This window comes from Wolbachia endosymbiont (group B) of Melanostoma mellinum (assembly GCF_947251465.1).
GTDB lineage: Bacteria > Pseudomonadota > Alphaproteobacteria > Rickettsiales > Anaplasmataceae > Wolbachia.
Map to the genome: position 1 here is coordinate 1,404,401 of NZ_OX366366.1, position 17,245 is coordinate 1,421,645.

At 34.2% G+C, this 17,245-nt stretch carries 15 protein-coding genes, 1 other RNA gene and 6 pseudogenes; 16 read left to right on the forward strand and 6 right to left on the reverse strand.

Annotated features, from left to right (window positions below):
* Positions 1 to 19 precede the first annotated feature (19 nt).
* Positions 20 to 796: an enoyl-ACP reductase FabI gene (locus OPR42_RS06540; RefSeq protein WP_010406361.1), complete on the reverse strand. Its 777-nt coding sequence runs from the start codon at positions 794 to 796 to the stop codon at positions 20 to 22.
* A 292-nt stretch (positions 797 to 1,088) separates the two neighbouring features.
* On the opposite strand from OPR42_RS06540, the pseudogene OPR42_RS06545 reads away from it, so the two are divergent.
* The 11 genes and pseudogenes from OPR42_RS06545 to OPR42_RS06595 all read left to right on the forward strand — a co-directional run bounded on the left by OPR42_RS06545 (position 1,089) and on the right by OPR42_RS06595 (position 8,970).
* Positions 1,089 to 1,710: pseudogene (locus OPR42_RS06545) on the forward strand (IS6 family transposase).
* A gap of 167 nt (positions 1,711 to 1,877) precedes the next feature.
* Positions 1,878 to 2,519, forward strand: coding sequence for an HAD family hydrolase (locus OPR42_RS06550; protein WP_010401658.1), 642 nt, complete (start codon positions 1,878 to 1,880; stop codon positions 2,517 to 2,519).
* Positions 2,519 to 2,992 carry an RDD family protein gene (locus tag OPR42_RS06555; protein ID WP_064085312.1) on the forward strand — a complete coding sequence of 158 codons (474 nt, stop codon included), beginning with the start codon at positions 2,519 to 2,521 and terminating at the stop codon, positions 2,990 to 2,992. The genes OPR42_RS06550 and OPR42_RS06555 overlap by 1 nt, the downstream gene beginning before the upstream one ends.
* Positions 2,993 to 3,045: 53 nt before the next feature.
* Positions 3,046 to 3,522, forward strand: a complete 477-nt coding sequence (gene bfr, locus OPR42_RS06560; protein WP_213863731.1) for a bacterioferritin — start codon at positions 3,046 to 3,048, stop codon at positions 3,520 to 3,522.
* A 1-nt stretch (position 3,523) separates the two neighbouring features.
* Positions 3,524 to 4,135 carry an SURF1 family protein gene (locus OPR42_RS06565; RefSeq protein WP_052264983.1) on the forward strand — a complete coding sequence of 204 codons (612 nt, stop codon included), beginning with the start codon at positions 3,524 to 3,526 and terminating at the stop codon, positions 4,133 to 4,135.
* Between the two features lie 9 nt (positions 4,136 to 4,144).
* Complete coding sequence (locus tag OPR42_RS06570) at positions 4,145 to 5,143, forward strand: recombinase zinc beta ribbon domain-containing protein (protein ID WP_265030520.1); 999 nt, start codon at positions 4,145 to 4,147, stop codon at positions 5,141 to 5,143.
* 120 nt (positions 5,144 to 5,263) lie between these two features.
* Positions 5,264 to 5,397: pseudogene (locus OPR42_RS08925) on the forward strand (WPE palindromic element domain-containing protein); the annotation flags it as partial.
* A 66-nt stretch (positions 5,398 to 5,463) separates the two neighbouring features.
* Positions 5,464 to 6,738, forward strand: a complete 1,275-nt coding sequence (gene eno, locus OPR42_RS06580) for a phosphopyruvate hydratase (protein WP_265042158.1) — start codon at positions 5,464 to 5,466, stop codon at positions 6,736 to 6,738.
* Positions 6,726 to 7,739: an Obg family GTPase CgtA gene (gene cgtA / locus OPR42_RS06585; protein WP_265042159.1), complete on the forward strand. Its 1,014-nt coding sequence runs from the start codon at positions 6,726 to 6,728 to the stop codon at positions 7,737 to 7,739. Before eno ends, cgtA begins: the two co-directional genes overlap by 13 nt.
* 448 nt (positions 7,740 to 8,187) lie before the next feature.
* Positions 8,188 to 8,525, forward strand: a transfer-messenger RNA (tmRNA) gene (gene ssrA / locus OPR42_RS06590).
* A gap of 16 nt (positions 8,526 to 8,541) precedes the next feature.
* A complete protein-coding gene (locus OPR42_RS06595) occupies positions 8,542 to 8,970 on the forward strand; it encodes a ClpXP protease specificity-enhancing factor SspB (protein WP_264682772.1) in 429 nt (142 codons plus the stop codon).
* A gap of 250 nt (positions 8,971 to 9,220) precedes the next feature.
* Here the strand turns inward: OPR42_RS06595 and OPR42_RS06600 are convergent.
* The 4 genes and pseudogenes from OPR42_RS06600 to OPR42_RS06615 form a co-directional block, all read right to left on the reverse strand.
* A pseudogene (locus OPR42_RS06600) lies at positions 9,221 to 9,795 on the reverse strand (IS6 family transposase).
* A 46-nt stretch (positions 9,796 to 9,841) separates the two neighbouring features.
* Positions 9,842 to 10,603, reverse strand: a pseudogene (locus OPR42_RS06605) (FAD-dependent monooxygenase); the annotation flags it as partial.
* Positions 10,604 to 10,625: 22 nt separating this feature from the next.
* Complete coding sequence (gene tnpC, locus OPR42_RS06610) at positions 10,626 to 11,978, reverse strand: IS66 family transposase (protein WP_264330462.1); 1,353 nt, start codon at positions 11,976 to 11,978, stop codon at positions 10,626 to 10,628.
* A gap of 107 nt (positions 11,979 to 12,085) precedes the next feature.
* Positions 12,086 to 12,499, reverse strand: a pseudogene (locus OPR42_RS06615) (FAD-dependent monooxygenase); the annotation flags it as partial.
* A 139-nt stretch (positions 12,500 to 12,638) separates the two neighbouring features.
* Here OPR42_RS06615 and OPR42_RS06620 point away from each other — a divergent pair.
* From OPR42_RS06620 to OPR42_RS06635, 4 genes are all read left to right on the forward strand, one after another.
* Positions 12,639 to 12,941, forward strand: a complete 303-nt coding sequence (locus OPR42_RS06620; RefSeq protein ID WP_265042162.1) for a hypothetical protein — start codon at positions 12,639 to 12,641, stop codon at positions 12,939 to 12,941.
* A gap of 77 nt (positions 12,942 to 13,018) precedes the next feature.
* Complete coding sequence (tnpC, locus tag OPR42_RS06625) at positions 13,019 to 14,371, forward strand: IS66 family transposase (protein WP_264330462.1); 1,353 nt, start codon at positions 13,019 to 13,021, stop codon at positions 14,369 to 14,371.
* A gap of 28 nt (positions 14,372 to 14,399) precedes the next feature.
* Positions 14,400 to 14,579, forward strand: coding sequence for a hypothetical protein (locus OPR42_RS06630; protein ID WP_265042163.1), 180 nt, complete (start codon positions 14,400 to 14,402; stop codon positions 14,577 to 14,579).
* Between the two features lie 102 nt (positions 14,580 to 14,681).
* Positions 14,682 to 14,855: a hypothetical protein gene (locus OPR42_RS06635; protein WP_265042164.1), complete on the forward strand. Its 174-nt coding sequence runs from the start codon at positions 14,682 to 14,684 to the stop codon at positions 14,853 to 14,855.
* A gap of 14 nt (positions 14,856 to 14,869) precedes the next feature.
* Here OPR42_RS06635 and OPR42_RS06640 read toward each other — a convergent pair.
* A pseudogene (locus OPR42_RS06640) lies at positions 14,870 to 15,920 on the reverse strand (IS256 family transposase); the annotation flags it as partial.
* Positions 15,921 to 16,139: 219 nt separating this feature from the next.
* Here OPR42_RS06640 and OPR42_RS06645 point away from each other — a divergent pair.
* Positions 16,140 to 17,162, forward strand: coding sequence for an IS110 family RNA-guided transposase (locus tag OPR42_RS06645; protein WP_264375440.1), 1,023 nt, complete (start codon positions 16,140 to 16,142; stop codon positions 17,160 to 17,162).
* Positions 17,163 to 17,245 lie beyond the last annotated feature (83 nt).

Sequence of the window (17,245 nt, forward strand, 5' to 3'; positions counted from 1 at the left end):
ATGCATCTGCAGTACTGTATTAGTCTACTATCTTCATTCCCACAACATTATACCCTGAATCAACATGTAAAATTTCTCCAGTTGTACCACTACTCAGGTCGCTTAATAAGTATAGTGCTGCCTTGCCAACATCTTCTATTGTAACATTGCGTCTAAGTGGAGAATTACTTCTATTCCATTCCGATATGGAGTGAAAGTCACTTATTCCAGAAGATGCCAAAGTTCTGATTGGACCAGCAGAAATTGCATTTACTCTGATGTTCTGTGGTCCGAGATCACATGCTATATATTTTACACTTGCTTCAAGTGCTGCTTTACATAAACCCATCACATTATAATTTGGCATAACTTTTTCAGCACCATAGTAAGATAAAGTAAGTAAACTACCGCCATTTAACATCATTTTTTCCGCTCTTTGCGCTAAAGCAGTAAAAGAATAGCACGATATATGCATTGCATTAATAAAGTTGTTTAGTGAAGTATTGACATATTTACCATTTAGCTCATTTTTATCGGAGAATGCTATTGCATGTACCAAAAAATCAATAGCACCCCACTTCTCCTTTATTTCCTTAAAAGCATTATCTATAGTTTCCTCATTTGAAACATTACAGTGCAATATTAACTCTACATTTAATTCACTTGCTATTGGTAATAATTTCTCTTTTATTGTTTCATTTTGATAAGTGATTGCAAGCTCAGCTCCATGTTCTGAGAGGGTCTGTGCTATACCATATGCTATTGACCTCTTATTTATTATTCCGGTTATTAACCCTTTTTTGCCCTGCAATATCATAGAATTATTTGCCTTTTTTATAATTTGAAATATTAACTAGGCAAAGTCAATTATGTTTTAACTGTAGCTAACGTATAAAAAAGGTTCTGTCGCATCTATAAACCATAGGAAAGAAGATCATTAAAGGTGGGATTATAGGAGTTATGAAGCCATTAACATAGCAAAATTCTCAAAAGTAGAAACATTATTTTAATAATTTGTCTTTTTTGAATCATACGAATATTTTCGGTTCTGTCGCATTTGTAGGGAAGTAGAAAGAAGAATGATATAATTGTCTAAAAAAAAAGCAAAGATGTTTCGTATCAATCAAAAATTGTTGCCATATTTCAAAGGATTTAGCTTTTCAGCGGATGTTATCTGTATACATGAAATGTCGATTCTCTTTGAGCTATCGAGATTTGGAAGAAATGATGAGTATAAGGGGAGCAAAATGCTACGTTACAAAGGTGGGTTATCACCACTGATAGATGAGGCAGTAAGGAAAAGAAAGAAGCAGGTTGGTAGTAGTTGGAGAGACTTACATTAAATTAAACGGTAAATGGGTTTATTTATATACTGTAGACTTGTGTGTTAGTAGAGACAAGTCTGCAGCACTTGCATTCTTTCATAAAGCCTTCAGGAGTAACTATCTTCCTGAGAAAATTGTAATTGATAAAAGCGGCAGTAATACTGCTGCTCTTGATGATTTGAATGCAGAAATTTCTGAAGATTACAGTTCTTCAAATAAAATATCTAAATAATATTGTTGATAGATTTATCAAAAAACTAATAAAGCCAATGCTTGGGTTTAAAAGCTTCCATTCCGCAAAGATTACCATCACAGGCATAGAAAATATTCGTATGATTCAAAAAAGACAAATTATTAAAATAATGTTTCTACTTTTGAGAATTTTGCTATATTAATGGCTTCATAACTCCTATAATCCCACCTTTAATGATCTTCTTTCCTATGGTTTATAGATGCGACAGAACCATATAATATAACCAGTGTATTAGGTTACTATGTAAAAATGATTAACATAGAAGCTTTATCATCAAAATATTATTTACTTATTAGTTTAAAATACGTCACAATATAAAAATGAAAAATAGCCGATTAGCGGTAGTATTCGATTGGGATAATACCTTAGTTGATACTCAAGATAATATTTCTAATGCCATTAAGCATACTTTAGATTTGATGGGATCTGGCAGTAAAGTTGTTGATAGAAATTCTCATGAATCAAGAAAGAGCTACATGGTCAATTTGTTTGGTGATCAGTGGAAAAAAGCGAATCAGATATATCAAAAATACCTAGATAATGCATTGTTACAAAATATTACTCTGAATGAAGGAGTAGAGAAAATGCTGCAGACACTGAAAAGCCACAATATTTACCTAGCGATAGTTAGCAATAAGAAAAATACTAATTTACGTCAAGAAGTTGCCTACTTTAAACTAGATTCTTACTTTGAAAGAATAGTTGGATCATGTGATACTGCAGAAGATAAACCATCTGCAACTCCACTGCTATTTGCACTAGAGGAGAGTACGCTACCTGTAAATAGAGAAAATGTGTTTTTTGTTGGTGACAGCATCACAGATATTCTATGTGCACAAAATGCAAATTGCTTACCTATTGTATACGGACAATCAATAAGAGGTTATGAAGATTTGTTATATTTTCAACATTTTAATAAACTTACAGAATTCATAGTAAAGTATTTGAAAGATAGGTGGTAATGACAGAGATCGCTAGTGTACACAGGCGCTTTTGCGCATATTTAATAGATGTAGCAATTTTATTAATTCCAACCTTACTAATTGTGTTGTCATTAGGGGATTTTCCATTAATTTTACACCTGTCATACATGTGTATAAATTGTGGATACTTTACATATTTTATATCTTCAACAGCTCAAGCAACTCCTGGTCAACAGTTAATGAATATATATACTATCACTTTAGATAGTTCTAAAATAGGTTTGAGCTTAGCATTTGATCGCACTATCTCTCAGTTTTTCCTTCCTATGCTAAATAATTCAATTATCACCTTTATCAAACTTTTTCAAACATCAGTAAATGCTTTAAGTACACTAGAAGTGATTATAGTGATGCTTACCTTCAGTTGGTATTTAGTTGCTTGCTTCTCTCAGAGGAAACAGGCATTTCATGATGTGCTATTTGATACGATTGTTGTGAGAAAAATGAATTGATGTTGCCTTGATTGTTATGTAGATTACATTGGTATATTAGCTAAAGAAAGGTTATGAATAAAGAAATAGTAGAACATTTAAATAAATTACTTACAAATGAGCTGACTTCTGTACGCCAGTATCTTTTGCATTCTGCGATTCTTAAAAATAGCGGAATTAATAAACTTGCAGAAAAGATGAAAAACGAGCTTAATGAAGAACTTGAGCATGCAAATAGGCTAGCAGAAAGAATTTTACTGCTTAAGGGCATGCCAAATTTTCAAGATACAAATAAAATCTCAAAGTATGAAGGAAAGTTCACAAAAGATACAATGCAGAAAATCTTAGAAGATAATTCTAACTTAGAAGAAGAAGGTATTAAGGGCATCAAAGAGGCAATTTCCGTTGCTGAAAAAGAAAAGGATTTCGTGAGTGTAATGTTATTAGAAGGACTACTGAAAAATGAGGAAGAGCACTTACATTGGATCAAAGAACAGATTGACCTTATTGAGCTTATGGGTATTGAAAATTACTTGAGAACACAAATATAGAGTGTTAAGAAAAACAGTATTTATTTTCATTATACCTTTTTTACTTCTTTTTTCACTCGGGTTATGGCAGTTATTTAGATTGAGCTGGAAGAATAATATTATCAAAAATATGGATCTTCCAGTTATTCATCTACTGCCTAGTGATAATCTTTCAAAGTTTAACTACAGAAACGTTAAAATCGACGGAATTTTAAGTGATATAGAACTATATGTTTTCGCAGGTCAACGTGGCTATCATGTGCTGTCTCCTATGTTGCTTATCAATGGACATTACATGTTAATAAATAAAGGAATAGTCAGAGAAAAAAAAGAAGAAAAAGCAAAAATTGAAAAAGTAGCTGCTGATGGCGTTTTGTATTGTGATGGTAGCAAAAATTGGTTTATCAAAAATGATATTGCTTCAAATACATGGTTTACCTTAAGTACAGAAGAAATCTCCAATGATCTAGGTATTAAGCTAGAGAAATGTATATTGTGGCAAGATAATTTTGGTGGCAAATTGACTATACAGCCAATAAAGCATCTTGAATACGCAATTACTTGGTTTGCACTTTCCTTGATTTGGCTCATTATGTGCGTATTTTACTATAGGCAAAATATATATAAGTCGTAGAGATACAGTGTGGAAAAAGAAAAGCTACAAATAGAAAAAATGCAACAAAGTGGAAGAAAATACTTATTACAAGGGTTAGTGATATGTCAGTGTTGCAAATCCGTTTATTATGGAATGAGTAATGCTAAGGGAGGAAGAAGTTACTATCGTTGTCCTGGAAAACGTTTTGGTGAATGTAACAGCAAATCAATACGCGCAGATATACTAGAAGGGGTAGTATGGGAAGAAGTGAAGATGTTAAGAGGGCATATAACGAAGGAAAAGTGTGATTTATCAGAGGTAGATTGGGAGACTAAATTTAATATAATTAGAAAGTTAGTTCAGCGTATTGAAATTGATGATGATAATGTACATATGGTGTTTCGATTAAAAGAACTCGCTCTCGAAAGACAAAAAGAAGATATTCAACCTTGTACCAGAATTATAAAGAATGTAGTGCTATCAAATGCAATAGGAATGCATAAAGTTAGCAATGCCCTGGCTGCAATATCAGTTGCAGTGAAACTTGGAATTAGTGATGAAGAGATTAAAAAAGGTCTTTTGGAATTTAAAGGAGTAGCAAGGAGATTTTCTTTAATTGCCGATATTAAAGGTGTTAAGTTAATTGAGGACTATGCTCATCATCCAAATGAAATACAAGCAACCCTGGCAGCAGCACGTTTGACCACTAAAGGAAAGGTAACAGGAATTATCGAGCCGCTTCGTTTTGCTCGTGTTCGTAATTTTTTTGATGAGTTCGTACGAATTTTCATGATGTTTGATTATGTAATTCTCACTCCTGTCCATCCTCCAGAAGATAAGCCTATTCCTGGCTGTGGAATTGATGATATACAAAAAGCCTTGATCAGTAATGGGTTTAATGATGTGAAGATTATGAATGATGCTTTACTCATTTCACATTTTATTAGTAATTCGACAAGTTCAGGAGATGTAGTATTATTTATTGGTGCTGGTAGTAATATAGCTAAACTAGCGAAAGAAACTGCAAAGCTGCTGCTAGTAAAATAAACTTAAGCATTGGTGATTTATATGATAAAATTGTGTAGTAAAACTGGATCCCAGTGTCTAGGCAAACAACTGTACAGACATTGCGATATGGGGATAGCTTCCATTAAGAATGGTGTCATCCCAGTGCCCAGACACTGGGATCCAGAAGACTTAACTTTAAATAAGTGGCTGTATAATAAAAACTGGATTCCAGTGTCAAGCACTGACCATCCGCTACTCAAATTACCTGTATATTGCAATGTTCGTACACTGAAATGTTACAGCGCTGGGGTGACATTTCCCGAACGTGAACACAATTGTGAATCTAGTGGAGGTTTAGCATGATGAAAAAGACGATCAGCAGTGTATTTGCAAGAGAAATTTTAGATAGCAGGGGTTACCCAACAATTGAGGTAGAAATAGAACTATGTGATGGAGCAACAGGTAGAGCCGCTGTCCCTTCTGGGGCTTCGACCGGTAAACTAGAAGCATTGGAGATGAGAGATCAAGATGAAAAAAGGTATTGTGGTAAAGGAGTGCTGAAAGCTGTTCAATCTGTGAGTGGAGTGATAGCAAATAAAATCATTGGCATGGATGCAGCAAACCAGAGTGCAATTGATAAAGTTTTAATTGAACTAGATGGAACAAAAAATAAATCTAAACTTGGAGCAAATGCAACTTTGGGTGTGTCTCTTGCTGTTGCAAAAGCAGCAGCAAACAGCTTTAAAATGCCGTTATATAAGTATTTGGGAGTAGGGGAAGAGCAGATGCCAGTTCCGCTAATTAACGTCATTAATGGTGGAGTACATGCAGATAATAAACTCGATTTTCAAGAATTTATGATTCTTCCGGTTGGTGCTGAAACTTTCAGTGAAGCAATCAGAATATCTGCAGAGGTATTTCATAACTTGCGCAGCATTCTTAAGAAAAAAGGTTATAGCACAAACGTAGGAGATGAAGGTGGTTTTGCACCAAACATTGGAAGCACTGAAGAAGCTCTTAATTTGATAATTCAGGCTGTTGAATCTGCCGGTTATTCGATGAAAAATCACTTTGCACTGGGTCTTGATGTTGCTGCATCTACTTTTTATGAAGATGGAGTTTATAAATTTGAAAACAGAGAACTCACTTCAGAGGAATTGGTTCAGTATTATTTTGACCTTGTAGGCAAATATCCAATAATTTCTATAGAAGATGCAATGAATGAAGACGACTATGAAGGTTGGAAATTACTTACTGTAAAACTTGGGAATAAAGTTCAATTGGTTGGAGATGATTTATTTGTTACAAATTGTGAACTAATAAGTAAAGGAATAGAGGAGAAAATGGCAAATGCTGTACTAATCAAGCCAAACCAGATAGGAACACTTACGGAAACTTTTGCTGCTATTGAAATGGCAAAATTAAATGGCTACAGGGCTATTATTTCTCACCGCTCAGGTGAAACAGAAGACACAACGATATCCCACATATCAGTTGCGTCGAATTGTGGGCAAATAAAGACTGGCTCGCTGTCGCGTTCTGATAGGCTTGCAAAGTATAATGAATTGATGAGAATAGAAAGTTCATTAGGAGAAAATGCTAAATATTATCGTGAGTTGGCATGGATTTCATAGACGAAGTTAAATTATATTTAAAAGCAGGTGATGGTGGCGATGGTTGCGCGAGTTTTCGTCGAGAAAAATTCGTTGAATTTGGTGGTCCAAACGGTGGTAATGGTGGCAGGGGAGGAGACATAATTTTCATCAGTGATGCAAATCTCAACACTTTGCTTAATTTTCGTTGTCGAAGACACATTAAAGCGAGTAATGGAAAAAGTGGTACGAGTAGAGATAGATCTGGCACAGCAGGAAAAGATATTATACTTAAAGTTCCAGTTGGTACACAAATAATCGATGAAGAAAGTGAGGAAGTGATAGTAGATCTTGATAAACCCGACATCGAATTTCAAGTAGTGCAAGGTGGAAAAGGTGGACTTGGGAATACCAATTTTAAATCTGCTACCAATAGGGCACCAAGACATTTTACCCATGGTCAGCCTGGCGAAGAAAGAAATATAATATTGAAGCTAAAAGTTTTATCTGATGTTGGCATTATTGGTATGCCAAATGCAGGTAAATCTAAATTTTTAACCCGCTGCTCAAATTCTGATACGAAAGTAGGCGATTATGAATTTACTACTATAAGACCACATTTAGGTGTAGCAAAAGTGGATTATAGCGAAATTGTAATAGCAGATATTCCTGGAATAATCGCTGATGCTCATCTTGGAGTTGGGCTCGGACACAAATTTTTAAAGCACATAGAAAGGTGCAAAATTTTACTGCATTTAATTGATGTAACTCACGATGACATTATTTCAGCTTATAATTGTACGCATAATGAACTGAAGCTTTACAATAGCAATCTTGTTGAAAAAGAGGAAATTGTAGTGTTAAATAAATGTGACTTATTGGAAGAAACAGAAATTCTTGAGAAGAAGAATCATTTAGCCAATTATCTTGATAGAGAAGTACTGTGCTTATCAATCGACGATGATTTACAGCCCATCTTAAGATTATTAAATGAAAAAGTGAAAATTAAGGAAATTAATGTATATGATCCTTTTAAGATGTGAATTTTTTATTTGACAATCAAAGTCTGGATTCCAGTGGGTAATTTTCCACAGTTGTCTGCATTTTTTGTTCCACAACTTATCTTTTTTTCGGCTTGTGCCATTTCTCACACTGTCTCTTGCTTTCTTGAACTCAGAAATTCAATAGCTACAAAAGCATTTGAGTAGTTTTTTGTTAAGAATTAGGCATAGAATCCCCCATATTTATTAATAAAGAACAGAAAAAATGTAACGCACATACGACAGAGATTAAGCATATGTGTGCACCCATTTGCGCTGAAGAAGATACGCTACATTCTTTACTGAGTTTGATTATTTGATAAAAAAGTCTGCAGACGAAGATAGATTTTGAGCTCTAAAAATACCTCTACTGTGAGTATACTAAGATTAGATAAATAGGCGAAGTAATTTTTATATTAGTTTTTTAGTTGCCAATCAATTTGGAGTTCAATAACTTGACATTTATTCAATACTACTGTATAATAAGCATGTGTATTTTTTATACACTATGGCAATAAAATTACCTTGTAATAGGTGTATTGGACCCGAGGGCAGTACTCGGCGCCTCCACCATATTTTTTGATTGATACGGGGGCGAGTAAGGATCGACATGCATAGTAAAGATGGTAGCTTTGCTCGGTTAGATACCACCGCTAAGAGTTCACAATTTAGATGCAAACGATAACTTTGCTGCTGAAGACAATGTTGCATTAGCTGCTTAATTTAGGCACTATAACTTCATTGCTATAAGCACGGTTTAGGGAACGCCGGGTAACAGAAGTTCCCCCAAACATGTAAGGGTTATATGGATAAAACAGATTATCAGAAGTCGCTTAGTTATGCTAAATTTCAAGTTATCAAAAAGGCTTTGAATACTATATTAGATAATGTTTTTACTCCTCACTTAGAAATAGTATTTTTTACGTGCTTTAATGGTGTTGTCATGCCAGACTACTTGAAAGAATCATACCCTACTCAAATGCTTATTATATTACAGCATCAATTTTTTGGTCTAAAAGTTCTTGAAGATAAGTTTAGCGTCAGTTTGAGCTTTCGTGGAAAACAAGAACAAGTCACTGTACCGTTTTTTGCTATTAGTGAGTTTCATGATAAAATTTCAGGAGATACTTTAGTATTTAGCGTTGATTCTGATAAAGAATATGAAAGTGAGAAATGTGCTGAAAAGTCATCAAATGGTAGTATTATATCTATAGATCAACTTTACGATAAGTAGTTACTTCATTTTATAAATAAAAAATATTGTATCTGTTCAGGATATCGACAAGACCATAGAGTAAAAGTGAGTTTATAACAAATGGTATCATTTGAGTAGCTGACATTGGCTTTCACATAAAAAACGTTGTAAAGCGCTTTCATGTTTACCAACGGTTCTGTCGCATCTATAAACCATAGGAAAAAAGGTGGGATTATAGGAGTTATGAAGCCATTAACATAGCAAAATTCTCAAAAGTAGAAACATTATTTTAATAATTTGTCTTTTTTTTAATCATACGAATATTTTCTATGCCTGTGATGGTAATCTTTGCGGAATGGAAGCTTTTAAACCCAAGCATTGGCTTTATTAGTTTTTTGATAAATCTATCAACAATATTATTTAGATATTTTATTTGAAGAACTGTAATCTTCAGAAATTTCTGCATTCAAATCATCAAGAGCAGCAGTATTACTGCCGCTTTTATCAATTACAATTTTCTCAGGAAGATAGTTACTCCTGAAGGCTTTACGAAAGAATGAAAGTGCTGCAGACTTGTCTCTACTAACACACAAGTCTACAGTATATAAATAAACCCATTTACCGTTTAATTTAATGTAAGTCTCTCCAACTACTACCAACCTGATTCTTTCTTTTCCTTACTGCCTCATCTATCAGTGGTGATAACCCACCTTTGTAACGTAGCATTTTGCTCCCCTTATACTCATCATTTCTTCCAAATCTCGATAGCTCAAAGAGAATCGACATTTCATGTATACAGATAACATCCGCTGAAAAGCTAAATCCTTTGAAATATGGCAACAATTTTTGATTGATACGAAACATCTTTGCTTTTTTTTTAGACAATTATATCATTCTTCTTTCTACTTCCCTACAAATGCGACAGAACCAACCCCATAGCGTGACGAATGAAGCTTTTTTTAAGAAAATCTGAATTTTCAACTACCATTAAACCAAGATTGCTCAGAACTTTAACGCAAAGTATTCTGTTGGAAAATATTCTATTTAGTCCATCAGTTGCAAGTGCCATAGTAAAATTATCAAAGTATCTATCACGTGAAATTTTCTTTAATAGATAATTACTGCCAACATCAATGCCAGAGGATTTTGCAGCAGTTATTTGTCTAATAACACTCTCTACATCTCTCATTCCAAGGTTAAGTCCTTGACCTGCAACTGGATGGATTGAATGTGCTGCATCGCCAATAAGCAAAATTCTGCTTTTATGAAGCTTTCTCGCAAAAGTAAAACTCAAAGGGTAAGATTTTCTTTCACCCTCTAATTCAATTTCTCCCAAATAAGAACCAAATCTTTTTTTGAGTTCTATGATAAACTCCTCTTCAGATAAGCTCATCAGCATTTTTGAAATTTCGCATTTTTCTGTCCAAACTATTGAAGAAGTATAGCCACCTTTCATTGGCAAAATTGCAAATGGACCACCAGGAAAAAACCGCTCTACAGCTAAGTTTTGGTGATGTAGTTCATGTTTTACATTAAATACCATGCTATTTTGTTTATAATCAAATTTTATTATTGTTATAGAAAACAACTCTGGCAGCTTAGAGTTTTTACCTTCAGCGCAGATAAATAGCGATGATATCAATTTTTGATCATTATCAAGAGTAACTTCCACGGTATCCGTTCAGAGGTGTGGTTTAAGAAACAACAGCTAGCAGGTTTTGAAAAGGGTTTAATTCCTTTTGTTTCCAAGTCAGATACAACGAAATTATCCGCTCAAGAAATCTATTCCCTCGCTCTGACTGTGCAAAATATGAATTCTTACGATAGACAACATAATGCCGTATCTGTCGCTCAACATGGTTATTCGTTAATGGAATATTCTCTGGGTCATCCAAAAATGTCCACATCATTGACTCGGATTTTATAATACCCTTTACCGTTCGTGAAGCTCCTTTTGCTTCAAGTATATAAGATATTTTTATCATGCAGTACTGTATGTATCTTCGTAATTCTTTAGCTTGCTTAGTGAACTTTGAAATACTAATTTCATTTTCTGACAAAGCGTTTTTTAATACAAACAATCCATTAGCTGCGTCTTTTAAACAATGGCCAAGTCTCATTACTTCACTATTCCAACTATGAGATAACCTCTCGAAATTTCTCAATAAGTGAGCCCAACAAATTTGTCGTTTTTCATCACTGAAGTGGTTGTAAACTGCATATCTGTCAGTAATTACCAGGTTTTTGTAATCACAAAATGCACTATTCTTTAAAAATTTCATTCCTCTTGTATCTGCTAACTTCATAAGACTTGCTTTATTGTTGGCAAACATCCAGCACCATCCCAATTTGCCTTTGTTGTAGTGACTGGTTTCATCAATATGCAAAATTTCGCTTGCTTTTATTTCTTCCTCTATTTGTTCATAGGCTTCTTTACATTTTGACGAAACCCTTGCTTCACTATTGGACACACTACCAACACTTATACTCATGTTAAAGATGTCTTTCATAATATTCGCTATTTCTCGCTTTGAATTCTTATAAAACCCACTTAGTGATGCAACTACTGACTTAACTCTAGGACCAAAGGTATCCGGTGTAACTCCTTCTGGTAATTTGCTACTCCTTCTTTTTCCGCATTTACGACAGCGACCATGTTCTAATTGATACTCAACTACGTAAGGCTTAATTTCTGGTAAATCAACTTTTTGATAGACATATGGTTTTTCCGATATTGCGATTTCTTCACCACACTCGCATCTATTTGGTAACTCTACCTTCACCACCTCATCTGCTTCCATTTTAGCTCGGCAATTCCCCTTATGTCCAACTTGACCACCTATCTTCCTGCCGCCCTCTGACTTATCTTCTGGTGTGTCTTTTTTTATTTTGTACAGCTCTTTTGAACTTGGTAAAGATGAATTCCTTGAGTTTAAGCCGAGTCTCTCTCTTAGTTCAGCATTCTCTATTTCTAAGATTTTATTTTTTTCTTCAAGCTTTGCTACTTTCTGCTCTAAGTTTTTACATAACTCTACAATACTGATCAACAATTGAAGCATCTAGCCTTACTTTACTATCAACATTTTGTGTTATTACTACTTTAATATATTATGTCAATTGTTTTTTATCCTTGCCACACCTCTGAACGGATACCTTCCACGTATCCTTCGTCACAAGCGATTGTTTTATAGAAACGTGGAGAATATATATTGAGTTTATGCAAAAAATTATTATTAATTGCATTCCATATAATAGCGCTCTTGATTACATAACCCATTGGCTCTTCACCAACCATTTTATGGTCATAATGAACAGTAAATGGGCTATCTCCATCTAATATGCATATATCAAGTATTGGTTCAGCTTCATCTTCTAAGAACTGCCAAATTCCTAATTTTTCTAGTATTTTTTTTGACCCTTGAGAAATAGCGAATGCTCGATTATCATCAACTGCACGTGGTAAACTATTTTTCTCAATTACGGCTACAGATACAGAGTCATTACTCAGGCCAATAGCAGTAATAAGACCAATTAGCCCACTACCTGAAATGATTACATCGTAATTCATTTTATTTACCTAAAATTACATTTTATTCGTTTTGAAAATAGTTTAAACAAACTTTGTAGATGCTGGACTTCTTATCACTACCTTAGTATACCTCAGATTAGTAATAAAGTATTAATTATTTTATTAAAGGAAACAGCTTATGACTACAGATTGCAAAAAAGAATTATCAAATTGCATTTCTAGGTACAGAGAAGAAATTGTAAACAACAAAGAAGCAATTGAACAAATCATAACTGGCAATAATAAAATCAATATAAGCGATTACTTTTATCAGGGTAATACAATCTGTAATGAAGAACTATTTAATGTAGGAGGCGAGTGTCAAGATACACAACGTGGTAAATATACGTATGATGAATGGAAGCAAAAAATTGAAAAATCTCACGCTAACGAGTTGTTAAAAGACAAAAATTGTATCCGTTCAGAGGTGTGGCAAGGATAAAAAACAATTGACATAATATATTAAAGTAGTAATAACACAAAATGTTGATAGTAAAGTAAGGCTAGATGCTTCAATTGTTGATCAGTATTGTAGAGTTATGTAAAAACTTAGAGCAGAAAGTAGCAAAGCTTGAAGAAAAAAATAAAATCTTAGAAATAGAGAATGCTGAACTAAGAGAGAGACTCGGCTTAAACTCAAGGAATTCATCTTTACCAAGTTCAAAAGAGCTGTACAAAATAAAAAAAGACACACCAGAAGATAAGTCAGAGGGCGGCAGGAAGATAGGTGGTCAAGTTGGACATAAGGGGAATTGCCGAGCTAAAATGGAAGCAGATGAGGTGGTGAAGGTAGAGTTACCAAATAGATGCGAGTGTGGTGAAGAAATCGCAATATCGGAAAAACCATATGTCTATCAAAAAGTTGATTTACCAGAAATTAAGCCTTACGTAGTTGAGTATCAATTAGAACATGGTCGCTGTCGTAAATGCGGAAAAAGAAGGAGTAGCAAATTACCAGAAGGAGTTACACCGGATACCTTTGGTCCTAGAGTTAAGTCAGTAGTTGCATCACTAAGTGGGTTTTATAAGAATTCAAAGCGAGAAATAGCGAATATTATGAAAGACATCTTTAACATGAGTATAAGTGTTGGTAGTGTGTCCAATAGTGAAGCAAGGGTTTCGTCAAAATGTAAAGAAGCCTATGAACAAATAGAGGAAGAAATAAAAGCAAGCGAAATTTTGCATATTGATGAAACCAGTCACTACAACAAAGGCAAATTGGGATGGTGCTGGATGTTTGCCAACAATAAAGCAAGTCTTATGAAGTTAGCAGATACAAGAGGAATGAAATTTTTAAAGAATAGTGCATTTTGTGATTACAAAAACCTGGTAATTACTGACAGATATGCAGTTTACAACCACTTCAGTGATGAAAAACGACAAATTTGTTGGGCTCACTTATTGAGAAATTTCGAGAGGTTATCTCATAGTTGGAATAGTGAAGTAATGAGACTTGGCCATTGTTTAAAAGACGCAGCTAATGGATTGTTTGTATTAAAAAACGCTTTGTCAGAAAATGAAATTAGTATTTCAAAGTTCACTAAGCAAGCTAAAGAATTACGAAGATACATACAGTACTGCATGATAAAAATATCTTATATACTTGAAGCAAAAGGAGCTTCACGAACGGTAAAGGGTATTATAAAATCCGAGTCAATGATGTGGACATTTTTGGATGACCCAGAGAATATTCCATTAACGAATAACCATGTTGAGCGACAGATACGGCATTATGTTGTCTATCGTAAGAATTCATATTTTGCACAGTCAGAGCGAGGGAATAGATTTCTTGAGCGGATAATTTCGTTGTATCTGACTTGGAAACAAAAGGAATTAAACCCTTTTCAAAACCTGCTAGCTGTTGTTTCTTAAACCACACCTCTGAACGGATACCAAAAATTTGCAAAAAACGTTAAAAAGCAAAGATTCGCAAGAAGAGTTAAAAGGCAAAATATTAAAGAATTTTGAAGATTATGAAAAGTGTTATGAAAAGTCTCATGAAGAGTATCATAAAAATGCTACTGAAGATATAAAAAAAGGATTAGACGAAGCTATAAAAAAAGAATCAGACATAGATTAGAAATTAAAGGAAATATTAAAACAAAAGCAAAAACCAGAATCAGAAACTGATGAAACTCGAGCATATTATGACGTTATACGAGGTTTATATGAAAATGGAGACATGCGCTCTCAACTAAAGTGCAATGATCTTGATTGTTTCAATAGAACAATAGAAGATAATCTATCTCAAAGACAATCTCAAAAACAATCCGAGCTAGCTGCTATAAAGGATGACTTTTTGGATAATACGCAAAATATTTTTCAACATATTCAAGTTGAAGATAGTATTTTTTAGAGAAATAGGGAGTGTTAAATAAACTGTGTCAAATCGATTTTTAACCTACCAGGAAAAAAGATATCAAGTTGAGAGATAGTAAAAGCCCAATCATGTATAGGCATAGTCCATTTCTCTCCTGCCTTCTTTATAGCACAATATACCTGTTTATGCAAGGCATTTGTGCTGGTAAATGAGCCCTTAGTTTTAGTAAATTTTCTGATCTGTCTATGTAACCCTTCAATAGGATTTGTGGTATAAATTAACTTTCTTACAGGGCCGGAATATTTAAAATAACTAGACAGATTTTCCCAATTATTCTCCCAAAACTAAAGTATATTTTTCTCCCCATTTTTCCTCCAATTCAAGTAAATAATTTTCGGCTATTTCTCTACTTGATATGTTTTTTTCAAATCATTCATGAAAACTTTTGCTCGATACATATTTCAGTGAATTTCTTATCTGATGTACTATACATTTCTGCATTAGGAAATACGCTATTTATAGCTGTAGGAAAGCTTTTTAACACAAGCTATCAGAATATCATCTACTCCTCTCTCCTTTAGGTCATTTAGTACTTCCAACCAGAACTTCACTTTCAGCCAAATAAAAACCCAAAACTTCTTTTCTGCCATTTTGCTAATATGTTATACATACATTTGCTTACACAATGCCCGTCCTCCTTGACCTTAAAAAACCATGAACACTATTGGATATACAGATTGCAGCGGACGACTGCGCCATTCGTTGATTACCGGTAACAATTTGTCAGTAATACTTGATATCTCTGCTGCAGATATTTTATATTTCTTCTACATGCGATGCTATATCCCATGCCACTGGCATATGTACTTAAAACCTTTGCTTCAAGTTCGGTTGTTTGCCTTTTTCTGACTACTTGTGGCTCAAAGCTTCCTTCCCTATCTATTGGTGTCAATAGTTCAAATACTTGTCCGTAAAGTCTTTGAATTTCTTCGGTTGTTTTTTTCGCTTTCAGCTGACAAATGGTTTTCTATCTCGCCTTCCCTCTAGCAGTTTTTTTACAAACGGTGTTAATGCACCATCTCTTTCCGTCAATGGTCTTGTATCTTGTAAAAAGCATCTAATGTTTTAAGCTTAAGCATTAGATGGAGAAGAGAAGAACTCTGTCAGTGGTCTTAGATATAAAATCTGTAAGGTAGATAAGAGTTCTCTTCTCAAGAGTACAGGCTGGACGGTATCGTAGAAAAACCTAAATGGTTCTAATTCTGTATTCACAAGACTAGCCTTACTTTTCATTTTTAATGGTAACGCATGGGGTTATATATGATCAACAACTTTTTAGGTATAGATGTATCGAAAGATCGCTTTGATGTTTTTCTCTCGTTCATAAGCAAAAAAGGAAGATGTGAAACTAGAAAAAGGAGTTTTAAAAACGAGGATTCTGGGTTTCAAGGTTTACTTAGCTTTCTACAAAAACATAATGTAGAAGAAGTAAAAGCCTGCATGGAGGCTACTGGTTGTTATAGCGAAGCTTTGGCTGAGTTTCTGCACAACGCTGGACATTCTGTTAGTGTTGTAAATCCTTATTGCATAAAATCTTATGCAAGGAGTAAGCTGATACGACAAAAGAATGATCAGACCGATGCAGAAGTTATTGCTGATTATTGCCAAAGACAGGAACCTTCTAGTTGGACACCACCTTCTCCTGAAATGAAAAAATTAAAACATCTTTATCGTTGCTCAGTTGCGTTAAAAGATGAGTTAACATTAGTAAATAACCACTTAGAAAAAAAAGAGAGACTGCTTAAAGAAGTTGCAAGTGCTTGGGAAGACCTTGCAATGAATATAGCTCAAAAAATAGAAACAATAAAAAACTCCGTACGTGAACTATTAAATCAACATAAAGAATTGTTGGAAAATTTTCAACTTCTATTGACTATTCCAGGAATAGGAGAAGAATCAGCAATAGCTATTTTAGCTGAAGTTCCTGACATAGAGGTTTTTAGAGATGCCAGGCAATTGGCAGCATATACAGGAGTTATACCACGAAATATGACGTCAGGTTCCTCTGTATATGCCAAACCCAGATTAAGTAAATCCGGTTCACAAACATTACGTAAAGCACTTTTCTTTCCTGCTATAGTAGCTAAGAATCACAATCCTATCATTATTAGTTTTTGCCAGAGATTAAAGGAAAAGGGTAAGCATAATATGGCTATCGTTGGTGCTGCAATGCGTAAGCTACTCCATATCATTTTCGGTGTTCTAAAATCCAAAAGTGCTTTTAATCCTGACCATATCAAGAATTACAGGGCAAAGCGGTTGGAGGAGAATTTAGTACTTTAAAATCAAAAAATGCGTACTTTCTATCTTATGTAAAATAGCATTTTACACAAATTTATTTAATGTAGTTGGTTAGTGTATATGTT